A 14,912-nucleotide genomic window follows, 5' to 3' on the forward strand; every position below is an offset into this window, starting at 1 on the left:
ATCTTGATCGTACGATATTCAAGCATCATGATCACCCCTGGCGCGTGCCTCGCCCCACGCTTCTCCACGACGAACCTTGTGGGCCTGCTGGTCGCTCGGCCGGTGTTCGCGCTGGGCGCGACGGGCCGCGGTGCCGTTCGTGGTCTCGGGCGTGGCGGGACCGCGCGTGGCCGCCTTCGGCCTGGCGATCAGGACGCGGGTGGTGCCGAACTCGCGGGCGACCGCTCAGGATCGGCGAAACGAGCGAACGCCCGCAGGTTGGCCAGCGACTCGCCGCGCTTGGCCCGCCACTCCCACTCACGCCTGATCGAGGAGGCGAAGCCGAGCTCCAGCGCCCGGTCGAACCACTCGTCGGCGTAGGTGAGCACGCAGCCGAGCACCGTGTCGATCTCCTCGTCGCCGACTGCGGACAGCGGGATCCTGCCGACGAGGTAGACGTCGCCGACGGGGTCGACGGCGAAGTGCACGCCGTACATGGCGCCGTTCCTGCCGAGCAGCCACTTGTAGAACTCGGCGTGGTTCTCGTCGGGCCGGCGGCAGAAGAACGCCTCCACGTGGAGGGCGTGGTCGCCGACGATCAGCCAGGTCATCGTGGCCAGCTTGTGCTGTCCGGGCAGCTTCACCAGGAAGGCGCCCTCGCGCGGCTCCTCGAAGGAGACCTCGGCGGCCCTGAGCGCGGCTTCGACCACATCCCTCATACGGCAAGCCTAGACATCGCGTGCAGATGCGACACCGCGCCGCCGTAGACGTCCATGAGCCGCGCGGCCGTGGCCGACCAGCCGAAGGCGTTGGCGTGGTCCCTGGCTCCCCGCGACAACTCGTCGCGCCAGCGCGGCTCGGTGACGAACCTGCGCAGGACACCGGCCCAGTCGCCGGGGTCGTGGCCGTCGACGAGCACCCCCGACACCCCGTCGCGGACGGCGGTGCGCAGCCCGCCCACCGACGCGGCCGCCACGGGCGTGCCGCACGCCTGCGACTCCAGCGCGACCAGCCCGAACGACTCGCTGTAGGAGGGCACGACCGTCACGTCGGCCGCGCGGTACCAGTCGGCCAGCTCCTGCTGGGGCGCGGGCGGGACCAGCCGGACGACGTCGGAGATGCCCAGCTCGGCGGCCATCTCGGTGAGAAGCGACGGGCGCGCCAGGCCGTTGCCTGAAGGTCCGCCGACGGCGGCGACGACGAGCCTGCCGCGCAGCGACGGGTCCTCGATCAGCATCCTGGCCGCGGCGCGCAGCAGCACGTCGGGGGCCTTGAGCGGCTGGATCCGGCCGACGAACAGCAGCACGCGGGCATCCTGCGGCAGGCCGAGGCGGTGGCGCGCGGCGCCCTGGGAGGCGGGCTGGAAGACGGTCAGGTTGACGCCGGGGTTGACGACGGCGACGTGGTCGGACAGCGCGCCGTACAGGTCGATGAGCTCGCCCGCCTCGGCCTCGGTGTTGGCGACCAGGCGGTCGGCGACCTGCACGACCTGCTCCTCGCCCAGCACCCTGGCCTGCGGCTCGGGCTTGTCGTCCTCGGCCAGGAGCAGGTTCTTCACCTTGGCCATGGTGTGCATGGTGTGCACGAGGGGCACGCCCCACCGCTCCTTGGCCAGCCAGCCGACCTGGCCCGACAGCCAGTAGTGGGAGTGGATGAGGTCGTAGTGGCCGGGATCGTACATCGCCTCGGTGCGCAGCACGCCGGAGAGGAACGCGCACAGCTGGCCGGGCAGCTCGGCCCGGTCGAGCTCCTCGTAGGGACCCGCGGTGATGTGCCTGACGAGGACGCCTGGAGCCAGCTCGGCCACCGGCGGCAGATCACGCGCCGTCTGCCTGGTGAAGATCTCCACCTCGACGCCGAGCTGAGCGAGTCGCTTGGCCGTCTCGACGATGTAGACGTTCATCCCGCCGGCGTCGCCGGTGCCCGGCTGGTCCAGGGGGGACGTGTGCATGCTCACCGTCGCGACTCTGTTGACGCGTCGCCTCAACAGATATCACCTCCAGAGCGCATACAACGGGCGGAAACCTTCCGACATTCCCGCCGCGCGTCCGGCTTTCGCCGTGCTGGCAGGATGAGCCCATGACGAAGACGGCAGTGGTGACCGGTGCGAGCAGCGGCATCGGGGAGGCGACCGCGCGGCGGCTGGCCGCCGAGGGGTACGAGGTCGTGGCCGGCGCCCGGCGCCGGGACCGGCTCGACAAGCTGGCCGCGGAGGTCGGCGGCATCACGCCCGTGACGCTCGACGTCACCTCCCAGGAGTCGGTCGACGCGCTCGCGGCGACGCTGGAGCGGTGCGACGTGCTGGTCAACAACGCGGGCGGCGCGCTCGGCATGGAGACGGTGGCCGAGGGCCTGGTCGAGGACTGGCAGCGGATGTACGACACGAACGTGCTCGGGTCGCTGCGCGTGACGAAGGCGCTGCTGCCGAAGCTGATCGACTCCGGCGACGGCGTGCTGGTGATGCTGACCTCGACCGCGGGCCTGGTCTCCTACGAGGGCGGCGGCGGGTACGCCGCGGCCAAGCACGCCCAGACCGCCATGGTGGAGACGCTGCGGCTGGAGCTCGTCGCTCAGCCGGTCAGGGTGGTGGAGATCGCGCCGGGCATGGTGCGCAGCGCGGGCTTCGCAGTGACCCGCTTCCGCGGCGACGCCGAGGCGGCCGCGAAGGTCTACGAAGGCGTCGCCAACCCGCTGACCGCCGACGACGTGGCCGACGCCATCGCCTGGAGCGTCACCAGGCCCCCGCACTTCAACGTCGACAGGATGGTGATCCGCCCCCGCGCCCAGGCCGCCCAGCACAAGGTCCACCGGGTCCTCGACCGGTGAGAGGCGTGTCCCGAGGACCGGGAGGCGCGCGCGTGGTGGCGGTTCGGTGAGACCGGTCGGCAACGTCACCAGGGGGACGACGGGCGTCAACCGGCTCCGTCGCGCCGACAGGTGGCTGGCCGCCGTCCACGGCCGCCTGCTGCGCGGCGCCGACCGCCCCCTGGTCGTCGACCTGGGGTACGGCGCGTCGCACACCACGACGCTCGAGCTGTTCACCCGCCTGCGGCGGGTCTCCCCCACGGTGGAGGTCATCGGCCTCGAGATAGAGCCCGCCCGCGTGGCGCTGGCCAAGCCCTACGAGCGCGAAGGGCTGTCCTTCGCGCTGGGCGGCTTCGAGCTCCCTGTCCCCCGCCCGCCCACGGTGATCAGGGCCTTCAACGTGCTCAGGCAGTACGGCGAGGCGGAGGCCTGGCGCTACTGGGACGTCCTGACGTCGCGGCTGGCACCGGGCGGGATCCTCGTGGAGGGGACGTGCTCGGAGGTCGGGCACCGGGCGGTGTGGGTGTGCCTGTCGGCGGAGGGGCCGCGGACGCTGACCCTGTCGGCCCGGTTCAACGCCTTCGCCACCCCCTCGGACCTGGCCGACCGGCTGCCGAAGACCCTCATCCACCGCAACGTTCCCGGCCAGCCCGTTCACGCGTTCCTCCGCGACTTCGACAGGGCCTGGGCGATCGCCGCGCCGTACGGGGCGAACGGGCTGCGCCAGCGGTGGCTGAAGGCGGTCGAGCTCCTCGCGGACGGCTGGCCGGTCTGTCGCACGCCGCCGCTGGGCGGAACGGCGCGGTGGCGACTGGGTGAACTGTCGATCCCGTGGTCGGCGGTGAATCCGGTCGGCCGATAACCTTCCCCTCATGCCGCGTTTCGTGATTTCTCCGGAAATTTCGCCCGAGTTGTTCGACGACCTTCTCGAGTGCTGGGTCGACGTCACCAACGCGGGCGGCGCGGTCGGCTGGGTGCCGCCGGTGACGGCCGACGACATCAGGCCCACCGCCACCACGACGTTCGCCGCGTGCGCGGAGGGCGGCCCCGACACGCTGGTGGCCGGCTTCGACGACGACGGGCGGGTGGCCTGCTGGGCGGTCCTGGTCTCCACGGGCCACTCGCTGATGACGCACTGGCGCACCGTGATGCGGGTGATGGTGCATCCCAAGCACCAGGGCAAGGGCTACGGCGGCGAGCTCATGCGCGCCGTGGCCGAGGCGGGCACGCGGCTGGGCCTGGAGTCGCTCCGGCTGACCGCCAGGGGCGGGCTCGGCCTCGAGCACTTCTACGCCAGGCACGGCTACCGCGAGGTCGGCCGGGTGCCGCGCGCGATCAGGGTGGCCGACGGCGACGAGCGCGACGAGATCTACATGGTGACGTTCCTGCCGGAGAACGCGTGACGTCCCTCTCATCCTCGGGCCGGATCCCAGCTCGACAGCGTGTAGTACTACGCTGGTGAGTGTGAAGGGTCTTGGCGAGCTCGAACGCAGCATCATGGACATCCTCTGGGCGCAGAACGCCCCGCTGACCGCCCGCGAGGTGGGCAGGCTCATAGAGGATCGCGACCTGGCCCCCACCACCGTCATGACCGTGCTCGACCGGCTCACCCGCAAGGGGTTCCTCGAGCGGACGCGCGACGGCCGGGCATGGAGATACGAACCAGCCGAAACCCGTGACAGCTACGTCGCCGAGCTTATGCTGGAGGCGTTGGACATGACGGGCGACCGCTCGGCCGCCCTCACCAGGTTCGCCCAGGCCGTCTCGGGGTCCGAGGCGGAGATCCTGCGCAAGGCCCTCACGGAGCTGGAGGAAGAGTGATCACGGCGGCGGCGTTGGCAGCGCTCGCCGCGGCGTGCGCGATCGGCGCCTGGCGCTTCACCGCCGCCCGCTGGACCTCCCGCGCTCCCCGCCTCGCCATCGCCCTGTGGCAGTCGCTCGGCGTCGCCTGGGGTCTGGCCAGCACCGGGGCGCTGCTCGCCTTCGCCGTCATGCCGTACGACAGGGGTGTGATCCAGGGGCTGCTCGCCTTCGCCGCCGGTGAGCGGCCCGGCGTGCCGTGGGACCCGTTCCACGCGCTCGCCATGGTCGCGGGGCTGACCATGCTGGCCGTCCTGGTCGCCGTGCTGCTCGCAGCCGGCGTGCAGACGCTGCGCGCCAGGCGCCGCCACCGCATGCTGCTCGCGCTGATCGCCCGCGAGGAGCCGCGCATCCCTGGGGTGCGCATCCTCGACCATCCCGGCGCCGCCGCCTACTGCGTGCCGGGCCTGCGCTCGCACGTCGTGGTCAGCTCGGGCACGCTCGAGCTGCTGTCGGAGGACGAGCTGACCGCGGTGCTCGCCCACGAGTCGGCCCACGTCCGCGAGCGCCACGACCTGGTGCTGCTGCCGTTCGGGGCGCTGCGCAGGGCGCTGCCGTTCTCGAAGGTCGTGCGCGACGCGCAGGCCCAGGTGGAGCTGCTGGTCGAGATGGCCGCCGACGACCGGGCCCGCCGCTACTGCTCGCCGCGCCGCCTGGCCACCGCCCTGCTCCGTTTCGGTACGGCAGGCGCCATCCCGGCGCCCCACGGCATGCTCGGCGCCGCCCACTCCCAGGTGATGGCCAGGGTCGACCGGCTGATCAAGCCGGCTCCCGACCTGCCGCGCTCCGGGCGTTTCGGGCTGATCGCCCTGAGTGTGACGTTGGCCACCTCCGCCCCCTTCCTGTGGGCGTTGCCCTTCTGACCTCACTGTTCCCTGCTTGCAGGTGTTAGCCGATCCGTTTGCAATTGCAAGCACATCGGGGCAGACTGACGGTATGGCACTACCCAACGTCGGCTCGATCGGTGAGTACATCCGCGAGCAACGGCAGCAGGCGAAGATCTCGCTGCGCCAGCTCGCGGCGGCGGCAGGGGTCTCCAACCCCTACCTCAGCCAGATCGAGCGGGGCCTGCGCAAGCCGAGCGCCGAGATCCTGAACCAGATCGCCAAGGGGCTGCACATCTCGTCGCAGGCGCTCTACGTGCAGGCAGGGCTGATCGAGGACCGCGAGCCCCCGAGCGACGTGATCACCGCGATCAGGGCCGACAACCTCATCACCGAGCGGCAACGCCAGGTGCTGATCGACATCTACGAGTCGTTCCGCAAGGAGAACCGCGCCGGGGACGAGCAGACCTCCCAGAATGCTCGCCCCCAGCACGATTCCGCGACGGACGACGAGCAGCCGCTGCCAGAGGAATTCCTCGCCGCGCTCGCTCCATACGCGGCGGATTCATCCAGCTCCTCGAACAACGGCACCGTCACCCAGGAAACCAAGGAAGGTTAACCCATGACGCTCGCCACCGAGGTCAAGAAGCTCACCGACTCCAAGCCGTTCTACGCGGTCGCGGGTGCCGGCGACTACGCCGTCGAGAAGCTCCGCGAGCTGCCCGAGCGGCTGCAGAAGCTGGAGTCGCGCCGCTCCGACTTCACCAAGGACCTGCCGGAGCGGGCGCGCGAGGCCCGGCTCAAGGCCGAGGATTTCGCCCGCGAGTTCCCCGAGAAGGCCCGCGACTACGCCGACCAGCTGAGCGCCAGGGCCACCGAGGTCTACGAGGAGTTCGCCACGCGCGGCCGCAAGGTCGTCAGCAAGGTGAGCGGTGAGGCCGCGCTGGAGCTCGAGGAGGTCTCCGAGGCCGCCGAGCCGCCGGTCGCCACGCCGGTCAAGAAGACCACCCGCGCCCCCAAGGCCGCCCCGAAGGCCTGACCCCGCGTGTTCAGGACCCCCGCCCGTCCCCGGGCGGGGGTCCTCGCGTTCCCTGGGCCGGTCAGCATTCCCCGGACGTCCGGGCGCCTTGGGCGGCTTGCCGTACTGGAAACAGGTTTCAGGGTGAATGGACTAGGGTGGTTGGCGACATCGCGGCATTGGGCGGAGTGGACATGATCACCTTTGGCCTTGACCTCATCTTCGCGATTCTCGCGATCATCGCGTTCGGCATGTCGGTGTGGGCGCTCGTCCACGCGCTCCGCACCCCGACCAACGCCTTCATCGCGGCGGGCAAGCTCCAGAAGAAGTGGTGGCTGCTGATCCTCGGCCTCGGCACGCTGTTCTCCTTCGCCACGGCCTGGGGCTACTTCGGCGCCAGCGGGCTGGCCAGGCTCAACATCTTCGCGATCGCCTCGGTGATCGCCGCCGGCGTCTACCTCGCCGACGTCAAGCCCGCCGTCCAGGGCATGGGCAAGGGCGGCAGCAACGGCCCCTACGGTCCCTGGTAGAGCGGCGGGCGCCCGGCTCCCGGTCCACCGCTTCCACGAAGGTCGCATGTCCAGAGAACTGATCGGTGCCGAGATGCAGGCCTTCCAGTCCGCCGTCGACGACTTCGACGCGGCCGCCGCCCGCGCCCTGGGCGTCAACAGGACCGACATCCGCTGCCTGGAGATCCTGCTGCGGCACGGCGAGATCACCCCCGGCATCCTCGGTCCCGAGCTCGGGCTGACCACCGGCAGCGTCACCGCCATGCTCGACCGGCTGGAGAAGCTCGGCTACCTGACCCGCTCCCCCGATCCCGGCGACCGCCGCAGGGTGGTCGTCCGGCCCACCGAGAAGGTCGCGGCCATGGCCGAGGAGCTCTACGGCCCCTTCGCCGTCGAGGGCGAGACGATCCTGTCCCGGTACACCGACGAGCAGCTGGAGACGATCGCCCGCTTCCTGCGGGAGTCGCGCGAGCTCTACAAGCGGCACGTCACGAGGGCACGGGAGTGGCCCGCAGGGCGTTGACCAGCCACTGCGCCAGCCTGTCGTGCCCTTCGAGCGTGGGGTGCACGCCGTCGGGCAGCAGCACGTCGGCCCGGTCGCCGGAGATCCAGCGCTGCCGGAGCGGGTCTAGGAAGGTCACCTGTTCGCGGCCCGCCACGTCGGCGAGGGCGTCGCGGACCAGGTAGGCCTTGCGCGGGGCGCGGTCGATCCAGATGGGGCCGATCATGACGATCCTGGTGCGGGGCCAGACGGCCTTGACGGACCCCACGAGCCTGGCGGCGGCCCGCCGTACCGAGGAGGCGGCCCATCGGTGGTCGTTGTGGCCGCCCGAGATGATCAGCACGTCGGGGGCGGGCCGCCAGGCCAGCTCCGCCGTGAACGACTGCGCGAAGCTGCGGCCCACCCGGCCAGGATTGACGAAGCCGGTGCCGCCGGCGCCCGCGACCACCGGCTGCCAGCCCAGCCGCCGCGCCGCCTCGGTGGCGTAGGTCTCCCATGGGTGCACGGGCCCGGATCCGACGGTGAAGCTGTCGCCGACGACCATCATCACGGGTGTCGTCTCCTGCACGACGGGCACGCGCGCGGGTGGCTGCGAAGCCGCAGCACCATTGCACCCCGCAATAGCGGGACATATCCCGATTACCGTGGCGGCCGATGCGAGCAGACGACGACGCAGCAGGCCGCGCATGACCACCTCAGGGGTTCTAGGCTGCCGACATGACCTTCGATCTCCACGGGCGCACGCAACGGCTCGAACTCTCCGACCAGAACCTGCGCTCGTTCGAGGCGGTCGTCCTGGACTCGTCGCCAGAGGGGATCGTCTTGAGCAAGTCGGCATTCTATCCGGGCGGCGGCGGCCAGCCGGCCGATCAGGGAGTTCTTCTCTGGCGGGGGGTGGAAACCCGGATCGCCGGGGTACGCAAAGGCGACGATCTCTACCTGATCCCGGCAGAGGGCGATCCCGTCCCACCCGTCGGCACGGTCGTCGCCGGGGCCGTGGCGGACGAGCGGCGCTCGGCGCTCATGCGCACCCACTCCGGGCTCCACGTGCTGTGCGGGGTGGTCTTCCGCGACTACGGCGCGCTGGTCACCGGCGGCAACATGGAGGAGTTCTCCGCCCGGATGGACTTCAACCTGCCCGAGGTGCCACCGGGCTTCAAGGAGGCGGTCGAGGCCGCCTGCAACACCGAGATCGGCGCCGACCGGCGCATCGACGTGCGGGTGCTGCCGCGCGCGCAGGCGTTCGCGATCCCCGACATCATCCGCACGGCCACCAACCTGGTGCCCGAGCACGTGCAGGACGTCCGCATCGTCGACATCGTCGGCCTCGACACCCAGGCCGACGGCGGCACCCACGTCGCCTCCACCAAGCAGATCGGCCGGATCAAGGTGGCGAAGATCGAGAGCAAGGGCAGGGGCTTCCGCCGCCTGCGGATCACGATCTCCGACTGAGCCGGTCGGCCAGCTCGCCGAACCCGTTGCGCCTGGCCGCCCCCGCCGCGTCCAGCGGCTCCCAGTCGGGCAACCAGGCCGGGTCGGCGCCGCGGTGGAGGAGATACTCGGCGATGTCGCGCTGCCCTCCGTGGGCGGCGAACCAGAAGGCCAGGTCGAGATCGTACGGCTCGACCATCCGGTCGAGCAGCCCGAGCGCCGCCGCCTCGTGCGCCGCCACGGACGCGCCGCGTTCGACCAGGCGCCGCGCGGCCTTCCACTGCCCGAAGGCCACCGCGTCGGTGATCGGCGTGCCGTCCGCGATGACCGCGCCCGTGGCCTCGATGTCGGCGCCCGCGTCGAGCAGCGCGTCGAGGGCCTCGACGTCGTCGTTGCTGGCCGCCCAGTGCAGCGGCGTCTCGGTGTGCGGGCCGGCGAAGCGCGCGCCGACGTCGGCCCCGTGCGCGACGAGCAGCTCGATCGTGCGCCGGACGCCGGGGCGGTTGCCGGGCCAGTCGGTGGCCACGTGCAGCAGCGAACGCCTGGTCCCGTCGCGCCCTTCCAGCCACTCGCGGGCGAGCCCTTCATGGGCGGTCAGCAGGCGTTCCAGCTCGGCGGCCTCACCGGCGTGGATCGCCGCGACGACGGCGACGGCGATCGGGTCGTCAACGTCCATGCCGGCCATTCTCGATCATGACGGGTGTCCCGTCGAGCCCCGGCCCGGGCCGTCAGAGGGAGCGGAACTGGCGGGTCGAGGAGATCGCGCCCGACGTCGTGGTGGTGAAGGTCCGCATCGAGCCCGCGAACTTCGACAGGTCCCACTCCGCCGGCCCGTGGTACCAGTAGAGGTTGTCGGCCTCCTGCCCGTCGCCCGTGACCGAGGCGACCACCCGCGACCAGTGCTCGACCCCGTCGAAGATCACCGCGTACGGCAGGTAGCGGGAGAACAGCTCGACCCGGTGCTGCTCGGGCACGGCGCCGAGGTCGCCCGCCAGCAGGTACTGCCGGAACCCCAGCGTGTGGGCCAGCGCGGCCGACCCCTTGGCGGTCTTGGCCGGCATCGACTGCCCGCCCACCGCCAGGGCCGCCCCCGCGATGACGACCGCCAGCCCCAGCAGGCCGTAGGTGGTGAACCAGGCCAGCGCCACGGTCGCGGCCACGCCCAGGAAGCAGAGCACGAGGCCGATCGTGGTCCAGCGGGTGCGGACGGCGTCGGGACGGCGCGCGAACCAGCCCTGCTGTACGACGTCGGTGTAGAGGGCGTCGCGCACCTCACCGAGGTGGGCGTGGAAGGAGCCGGACAGCTGCGACAGCAGCACCACGTCACGCCCGTCGAAGATCGCGTCGTACAGCGCCTTCTCGTACGGCATGAGCGAGCCGACGGGCGCGTTCGGCAGCCTGACCAGCAGCCAGTCGGGCGCGTCGTAGGTCTGGCGGGGCTGCTCGTCGATGCGCAGGTAGCCGCGGACCGCGAGGTCGACGATGGTGGCCGTCACGTCGATCACGTCGGCCTGCTCGTCGATCAGCGTGCCGATCTGGCCGGGCCGTACGCCGTCGGGCGGGGTGAAGTGGCCGTCCTGGACGGCGGCGACCGCGCCCCCTTCGTGGCCGACGACGCGGGCGTCGCGGCCGCGCGTCCACCACAGCAGGCCCACCCCGCCCAGCAGCAGCACCAGCAGCCCGGCCAGGGCGCCCCCGGTGACCAGGTCGAGCGTGAACGCCGAGGCCAGCGTCCAGCGCCGCGCCAGGATCGGCTCGCCGCCGCTGGAGCCCTGGGGGAAGCCGACGACGACGGTCAGCGCCTGGCCGGCGTTGAGCCGCTGCTGCTCGAAGTCGGCGCGCGCCCCGGTGTGGTCCATGGAGGCGGACGTGCAGCCGATCGCCGAGGTCAGGTCGCCGGCGAAGCACGACAGGTTCTGGATCGAGGCCGGGCCGGTGACCTTGACCGTGGCCTTCTCCACCGGGACGTTCCAGCCGCCGACGGCGAACCAGCGCAGCTCCTCGTCGCCGCCGGCCTGGGTGACAGCGCCGGTCACGTCGTAGGAGACGGTGCCGTCGCCCTTCATGGTCAGCACGTCGCCCGCGAGCGTGCCGCCCTTGACGTTGGAGATCCGGTAGAGCCGGTCGAAGGAGTCGTCGTAGCGGGTGCGGCTCAGGAAGGTCCGCTTGACCTCGCCGCCCGCGCCGCTGATCTTCTCGCTCACGTGGAGCACGCCGCCCTTGCCGAGCTCGATCGTCACCTCGTCGGTGATCGCCCCCGACGGCGCCGTCATGGAGAGCGCGCCGAGCAGGAAAGCGGCCAAGGCGACCTTGATACCCGTCATGGCGGCCGATCGTAGCGGTTGGCACAGACGCTCTGAATGGGTACGCCCTGACCAGGGGGAATGCGATGGTTCGGGGTGTGAGGGCGATTCACGGCGCCGCGCGGCAGGCCTGTACGCGCGGGCCCGGACGGGGTTTCATCGTCGGTACGGCACGACCGCCCACGCCGGAGGTGTCCCGATGACACTCCCGCCCTACCAGCCGATGCTCGCCAAGGCCGGATCGCTGCCGGTCGCCGGCGACTGGGGCTACGAGATGAAGTGGGACGGGGTCAGGGCGGTGGCCTACGTCGAGGACAGGGCGGTCAGGCTGGTCTCGCGCAACGGCAAGGACGTCACCGTGGCCTACCCAGAACTGCGCATGCTGGGCGGCGCGGTGGGCGGCCACGACCTGGTCCTCGACGGGGAGATCGTCGCCTTCGACGCCGCGGGCCGCCCTTCGTTCGCCGCCTTGCAGCCGCGGATGCACCAGCGCCACCCGGCGAAGATCGCGGAGCTGGTCAGGTCGGTGCCCGTGACGTTCATGCTGTTCGACCTGCTGCACATCAACGCGGTCAGCGTGGTCGGCCTGCCGTACACGCAGCGCCGGGAGGTGCTGGAGGAGACGGTCACGCCGGGTGCGCGCTGGCAGGTGCCCGTGTGGTTCCACGGCGCCGGCCAGGACGCGGTGGCGGCCAGCAAGTCACTCGGACTCGAAGGCGTGGTGGCCAAGCGGCTCGGCTCGCCCTACCGGCCGGGGCAGCGCTCGGCCGACTGGACCAAGGTGAAGAACTTCGCCACGCTCGAGGTCGTCATCTGCGGCTGGAAGCCGGGTGAGGGCCGCCGGGCGGGGACCATCGGATCCCTGCTGCTCGGCGTGCACGACGCCGAGGGGCGGCTGGTCTTCGCCGGGCACGTGGGCACCGGCTTCACCGACCGCATGCTGGCCGATCTGGAGGCGCGGCTGCGGCCGCTGGAGCGGCCCGACCCGCCCGTGGCCGGGGTGCCGCCCGAGCACGCCCGGGGCGCGCACTGGGTGGAGGCGGCGCTGGTCGGGGAGGTCCGCTACGCGGAGTGGACGCCGGACGGGCGGGTGCGGCACCCCTCGTGGCGCGGCCTGCGCGAGGACAAGCGGCCGGAGGAGGTGCGGGTCCCCCAGGCCTCGTAGGAGGAGTTCGCGGGAGGCCGCGCGGGGTGGTTCACAGCCGGATCAGGCCGCGCTCGACCGCCGCCGTGACGGCCGCCGTGCGGGTGTCGACGCCGAGCTTGCCGTACACGTGGACCAGGTGGGTCTTGACGGTCGCCTCGGTGATGAACAGCGCCTTGGCGATCTCCTTGTTGCCCGCCCCCTTGGCCAGCAGCCCGAGGATCTCGATCTCCCTGGCGGTGAGGGCGGGCCCGGGGTCGCGCATGCGGCGCATCATCCGCGTCGCCACCTTCGGCGACAGGACGGTCTCCCCCCTGGCCGCCGCCTTGATGGCCTGGAACAGCTCGTCGGGCGGGCAGGCCTTGAGCACGTAGCCGGTCGCCCCGGCGTCGATGGCCCTGACGATGTCCGCCTCGGTCTCGTAGGTGGTCAGCACGAGTACCTGCGGGGCGTTGGGTAGCGCGCGGACCAGCCGCGTGGTCTCCACGCCGTCGGCTCCTTCGCCGAGCTGCAGGTCCATCAGCACGACGTCGGGCTGCCTGAGGGCGATCCCCCTGACCGCCTCCTGCGACGTGCCGGCCTCGCCGACGATCTCCATGTCGGGCTCGCCGCCGACCAGGGCCGCGATTCCCGCCCGCACCACGGGGTGGTCGTCCACCAGGAAGAGCTTCACAGCGGAATCCTCGCAGCCACGGCCGTGCCCTCGCCCGGCACGCTCTCGACGACCAGGGTGCCGCCCACCTCGGCCAGCCGGTCGCGCATGGCGCGCAGGCCGTACCCGCGCCCCGGCCCGGAGACGGCCTGGTCGAAGCCCACACCGTCGTCGAACACGTCGAGCGTCACCTCGCCCTCCAGGTAGGACAGCGTGACGACCACCCTGCTCGCGTGGGCGTGCTCGCGCGCGTTGGCCAGCGCTCCCTGCGCCACTCTGAGCAGGACGGCCTGCGTCTTGGGGTCGAGAGGATACTCGGCCCCCTCCTGGCGGAAGTCGTCGCTGATCGCCTTGAGCGCGTCGGGCAGCGACCGCGAGGCCAGTTCGGCGGGACCGAGGTCTCTGACGAGGCGCCGCGCCTCCTCCAGGTTGTCGCCCGCCAGGGCCATGGCCTGGCGCAGGTACCCGCGGGCACGGTCGGGGTCGGCCGTCCACGCCCGGTCGGCGGCCTGCAGCAGCATGCGCTGGCTGGTCAGGCCCTGGGCGATCGTGTCGTGGATCTCGCGGCTGAGCCGTTCCCTCTCCTCCAGGACGCCCGCGCGCCGCAGTTCCCAGAAGATGACCACGGTCATCGCGGCCACCGCGACGGGCGCGAGCACCTGGCTCGGATCGAACCGGTCGGCCAGGTAGATCTGGGAGACGATCACCGCGGCCGTCAGCACGGTGGCGGCCACGATCGCCAGCGGCGGCGACAGCAGCCGCAGGCACATGAAGAACAGCGGGATCGCGCACCACGAGAACGACGGCGCCATCTCGACCAGCACCAGCCAGAGCAGGAGCACGGCGGCGAGCCAGACCAGCCGGCCGCGCTGGCCGAGCGGCCGCCAGAACACCACGCCCGCGGCGTAGACGGCGCCGAGGACGGCGGCCAGGCTCACGTTCGTGATGCTCTCGCCGTTGAGCCCGTGCCTGACCAGCAGCCTGGAGGCCGAGGCGGCCAGCAGAAGGAAGAACCCGACGTGCATGGCCCTGTTCAGCCAGACGCGTTCCACCGCTCCTCCTGTCGTCACATCAGCCTTTCGGTTGACGTACGGCTCCGCCGTTTTCTTCCCCCGGTGCCGACCGTTCGCGGGATGAGCCGCCCTTTTCCGGGAGGCATGGTGGTGGTATGGACCCAGTCGTGTGGTTGAGCCGGCGAGCGGTGCTGGCCGCGGCGGCTGCCCTCGGGCTCGCGGCGTGCGGCGCGGAATCCCGACCACAATCCTCGCGTCCTTGCATGAAAGGATCAAATGTGCTCAACGGACAACTGCTCACCGCCGCCGCCACGGGTGACGCCGCCGCCGTCAGAGAGGCCGTCACCGAGGGGGCCGACCTGGAGGCGCGCGACAGCCAGCGGCGCACCGCCCTGCTGCTGGCAAGCGCCGCCGACCACGTGGAGGTCGCCGAGATCCTGGTCGCCGCGGGCGCCGACCCGAACGCCCTCGACGCTCAGCACGACACCCCGTGGCTGGTCACCGGCGTGACGGGCAGCGTGGCCATGATGCGGGCGCTGCTGCCCGCCAAGCCCGACCTGACGGTCAGGAACCGCTACGGCGGCGTCTCGCTCATCCCCGCGTGCGAGCGGGGGCACGTCGACTACGTGCGCGAGGTGCTCAAGACGGGCATCGACGTCAACCACGTCAACGACCTCGGGTGGACCGGACTGCTGGAGGCGGTCATCCTGGGCGACGGCGGGCCGCCGTACCAGGAGATCGTCAGGCTGCTGCTGGCCGCGGGCGCCGACCCCGAGCTGGCCGACCGCGACGGCGTGACCGCGTTGCGGCACGCCGAGAAGAAGGGGCAGCACGAGGTGGCGGAGCTCCTCCGGCAGGCCTGACCTCGGCAG

The 14,912-nt window shown here is 71.7% G+C and carries 19 protein-coding genes; 12 read left to right on the forward strand and 7 right to left on the reverse strand.

The window, feature by feature from the left end; genetic code table 11:
• Positions 1 to 188 precede the first annotated feature (188 nt).
• On the reverse strand, positions 189 to 698 hold the full coding sequence (locus ACWDLG_RS00595; RefSeq protein ID WP_354914038.1) for a type III secretion system chaperone family protein: 510 nt from the start codon (positions 696 to 698) through the stop codon (positions 189 to 191).
• Positions 695 to 1,936, reverse strand: a complete 1,242-nt coding sequence (gene mshA, locus ACWDLG_RS00600; protein WP_449914413.1) for a D-inositol-3-phosphate glycosyltransferase — start codon at positions 1,934 to 1,936, stop codon at positions 695 to 697. The genes ACWDLG_RS00595 and mshA overlap by 4 nt, the downstream gene beginning before the upstream one ends.
• A 122-nt stretch (positions 1,937 to 2,058) precedes the next feature.
• Here mshA and ACWDLG_RS00605 point away from each other — a divergent pair, with 122 nt between their 5' ends.
• The 9 genes from ACWDLG_RS00605 (at position 2,059) to ACWDLG_RS00645 (ending at position 7,518) form a co-directional block, all read left to right on the forward strand.
• Positions 2,059 to 2,805 carry an SDR family NAD(P)-dependent oxidoreductase gene (locus ACWDLG_RS00605; protein WP_449914416.1) on the forward strand — a complete coding sequence of 249 codons (747 nt, stop codon included), beginning with the start codon at positions 2,059 to 2,061 and terminating at the stop codon, positions 2,803 to 2,805.
• Between the two features lie 46 nt (positions 2,806 to 2,851).
• Positions 2,852 to 3,646, forward strand: coding sequence for a class I SAM-dependent methyltransferase (locus ACWDLG_RS00610; RefSeq protein WP_449914417.1), 795 nt, complete (start codon positions 2,852 to 2,854; stop codon positions 3,644 to 3,646).
• 10 nt (positions 3,647 to 3,656) lie between these two features.
• Positions 3,657 to 4,187 carry an N-acetyltransferase family protein gene (locus tag ACWDLG_RS00615; RefSeq protein WP_449914420.1) on the forward strand — a complete coding sequence of 177 codons (531 nt, stop codon included), beginning with the start codon at positions 3,657 to 3,659 and terminating at the stop codon, positions 4,185 to 4,187.
• A 61-nt stretch (positions 4,188 to 4,248) separates the two neighbouring features.
• Positions 4,249 to 4,605, forward strand: coding sequence for a BlaI/MecI/CopY family transcriptional regulator (locus tag ACWDLG_RS00620; RefSeq protein WP_354914046.1), 357 nt, complete (start codon positions 4,249 to 4,251; stop codon positions 4,603 to 4,605).
• Entirely contained in the window at positions 4,602 to 5,507 is a 906-nt protein-coding gene (locus ACWDLG_RS00625) for a M56 family metallopeptidase (protein ID WP_449914423.1), read from the forward strand. The genes ACWDLG_RS00620 and ACWDLG_RS00625 overlap by 4 nt, the downstream gene beginning before the upstream one ends.
• A gap of 73 nt (positions 5,508 to 5,580) precedes the next feature.
• Entirely contained in the window at positions 5,581 to 6,087 is a 507-nt protein-coding gene (locus ACWDLG_RS00630) for a helix-turn-helix domain-containing protein (protein ID WP_354914049.1), read from the forward strand.
• A gap of 3 nt (positions 6,088 to 6,090) precedes the next feature.
• Entirely contained in the window at positions 6,091 to 6,507 is a 417-nt protein-coding gene (locus tag ACWDLG_RS00635) for a hypothetical protein (RefSeq protein ID WP_354914051.1), read from the forward strand.
• A gap of 173 nt (positions 6,508 to 6,680) precedes the next feature.
• The gene (locus ACWDLG_RS00640) at positions 6,681 to 7,016 is read left to right on the forward strand and encodes a DUF2516 family protein (protein WP_354914053.1); all 336 of its coding nucleotides are present in this window, start codon (positions 6,681 to 6,683) and stop codon (positions 7,014 to 7,016) included.
• A 46-nt stretch (positions 7,017 to 7,062) separates the two neighbouring features.
• Positions 7,063 to 7,518 carry a MarR family winged helix-turn-helix transcriptional regulator gene (locus ACWDLG_RS00645; protein WP_449914424.1) on the forward strand — a complete coding sequence of 152 codons (456 nt, stop codon included), beginning with the start codon at positions 7,063 to 7,065 and terminating at the stop codon, positions 7,516 to 7,518.
• On the opposite strand, the gene ACWDLG_RS00650 is transcribed toward ACWDLG_RS00645, so the two are convergent.
• Positions 7,484 to 8,044 carry an SGNH/GDSL hydrolase family protein gene (locus ACWDLG_RS00650; RefSeq protein ID WP_449916156.1) on the reverse strand — a complete coding sequence of 187 codons (561 nt, stop codon included), beginning with the start codon at positions 8,042 to 8,044 and terminating at the stop codon, positions 7,484 to 7,486. The two genes, ACWDLG_RS00645 and ACWDLG_RS00650, sit on opposite strands and share 35 nt — an antisense overlap.
• Positions 8,045 to 8,214: 170 nt before the next feature.
• Here ACWDLG_RS00650 and ACWDLG_RS00655 point away from each other — a divergent pair, with 170 nt between their 5' ends.
• Positions 8,215 to 8,949 (forward strand): alanyl-tRNA editing protein, encoded by a 735-nt coding sequence (locus ACWDLG_RS00655; protein WP_449914427.1) that lies wholly within the window; start codon positions 8,215 to 8,217, stop codon positions 8,947 to 8,949.
• Here the strand turns inward: ACWDLG_RS00655 and ACWDLG_RS00660 are convergent.
• Positions 8,933 to 9,604: an ankyrin repeat domain-containing protein gene (locus ACWDLG_RS00660; RefSeq protein WP_449914429.1), complete on the reverse strand. Its 672-nt coding sequence runs from the start codon at positions 9,602 to 9,604 to the stop codon at positions 8,933 to 8,935. The genes ACWDLG_RS00655 and ACWDLG_RS00660 overlap by 17 nt on opposite strands.
• A gap of 52 nt (positions 9,605 to 9,656) precedes the next feature.
• A complete protein-coding gene (locus ACWDLG_RS00665; protein ID WP_449914430.1) occupies positions 9,657 to 11,252 on the reverse strand; it encodes a DUF2207 domain-containing protein in 1,596 nt (531 codons plus the stop codon).
• Positions 11,253 to 11,430: 178 nt separating this feature from the next.
• On the opposite strand from ACWDLG_RS00665, the gene ligD reads away from it, so the two are divergent.
• Positions 11,431 to 12,396 carry a non-homologous end-joining DNA ligase gene (ligD, locus tag ACWDLG_RS00670; RefSeq protein ID WP_449914432.1) on the forward strand — a complete coding sequence of 322 codons (966 nt, stop codon included), beginning with the start codon at positions 11,431 to 11,433 and terminating at the stop codon, positions 12,394 to 12,396.
• A 31-nt stretch (positions 12,397 to 12,427) separates the two neighbouring features.
• Here ligD and ACWDLG_RS00675 read toward each other — a convergent pair whose 3' ends face one another.
• Positions 12,428 to 13,048, reverse strand: a complete 621-nt coding sequence (locus tag ACWDLG_RS00675) for a response regulator transcription factor (RefSeq protein WP_354914065.1) — start codon at positions 13,046 to 13,048, stop codon at positions 12,428 to 12,430.
• The gene (locus tag ACWDLG_RS00680) at positions 13,045 to 14,079 is read right to left on the reverse strand and encodes a sensor histidine kinase (protein ID WP_449914434.1); all 1,035 of its coding nucleotides are present in this window, start codon (positions 14,077 to 14,079) and stop codon (positions 13,045 to 13,047) included. The genes ACWDLG_RS00675 and ACWDLG_RS00680 overlap by 4 nt, the downstream gene beginning before the upstream one ends.
• 239 nt (positions 14,080 to 14,318) lie before the next feature.
• On the opposite strand from ACWDLG_RS00680, the gene ACWDLG_RS00685 reads away from it, so the two are divergent.
• Positions 14,319 to 14,903 carry an ankyrin repeat domain-containing protein gene (locus tag ACWDLG_RS00685; RefSeq protein ID WP_354914069.1) on the forward strand — a complete coding sequence of 195 codons (585 nt, stop codon included), beginning with the start codon at positions 14,319 to 14,321 and terminating at the stop codon, positions 14,901 to 14,903.
• Positions 14,904 to 14,912: the final 9 nt, after the last annotated feature.

The organism is Nonomuraea sp. NPDC003727, assembly GCF_053586935.1.

What these genes read in the sequence shown, in the direction of transcription:
- ACWDLG_RS00595 (WP_354914038.1), bottom strand. Translation starts at nt 698, where the DNA reads ATGAGGGATGTGGTCGAAGCCGCGCTCAGGGCCGCCGAGGTCTCCTTC.
- ACWDLG_RS00615 (WP_449914420.1), top strand. Translation starts at nt 3,657, where the DNA reads ATGCCGCGTTTCGTGATTTCTCCGGAAATTTCGCCCGAGTTGTTCGAC.
- ACWDLG_RS00605 (WP_449914416.1), top strand. Translation starts at nt 2,059, where the DNA reads ATGACGAAGACGGCAGTGGTGACCGGTGCGAGCAGCGGCATCGGGGAG.
- ACWDLG_RS00645 (WP_449914424.1), top strand. Translation starts at nt 7,063, where the DNA reads ATGTCCAGAGAACTGATCGGTGCCGAGATGCAGGCCTTCCAGTCCGCC.
- ACWDLG_RS00635 (WP_354914051.1), top strand. Translation starts at nt 6,091, where the DNA reads ATGACGCTCGCCACCGAGGTCAAGAAGCTCACCGACTCCAAGCCGTTC.
- ACWDLG_RS00660 (WP_449914429.1), bottom strand. Translation starts at nt 9,604, where the DNA reads ATGGACGTTGACGACCCGATCGCCGTCGCCGTCGTCGCGGCGATCCAC.
- ligD (WP_449914432.1), top strand. Translation starts at nt 11,431, where the DNA reads ATGACACTCCCGCCCTACCAGCCGATGCTCGCCAAGGCCGGATCGCTG.
- ACWDLG_RS00630 (WP_354914049.1), top strand. Translation starts at nt 5,581, where the DNA reads ATGGCACTACCCAACGTCGGCTCGATCGGTGAGTACATCCGCGAGCAA.
- ACWDLG_RS00650 (WP_449916156.1), bottom strand. Translation starts at nt 8,044, where the DNA reads ATGATGGTCGTCGGCGACAGCTTCACCGTCGGATCCGGGCCCGTGCAC.
- ACWDLG_RS00665 (WP_449914430.1), bottom strand. Translation starts at nt 11,252, where the DNA reads ATGACGGGTATCAAGGTCGCCTTGGCCGCTTTCCTGCTCGGCGCGCTC.
- ACWDLG_RS00640 (WP_354914053.1), top strand. Translation starts at nt 6,681, where the DNA reads ATGATCACCTTTGGCCTTGACCTCATCTTCGCGATTCTCGCGATCATC.
- ACWDLG_RS00655 (WP_449914427.1), top strand. Translation starts at nt 8,215, where the DNA reads ATGACCTTCGATCTCCACGGGCGCACGCAACGGCTCGAACTCTCCGAC.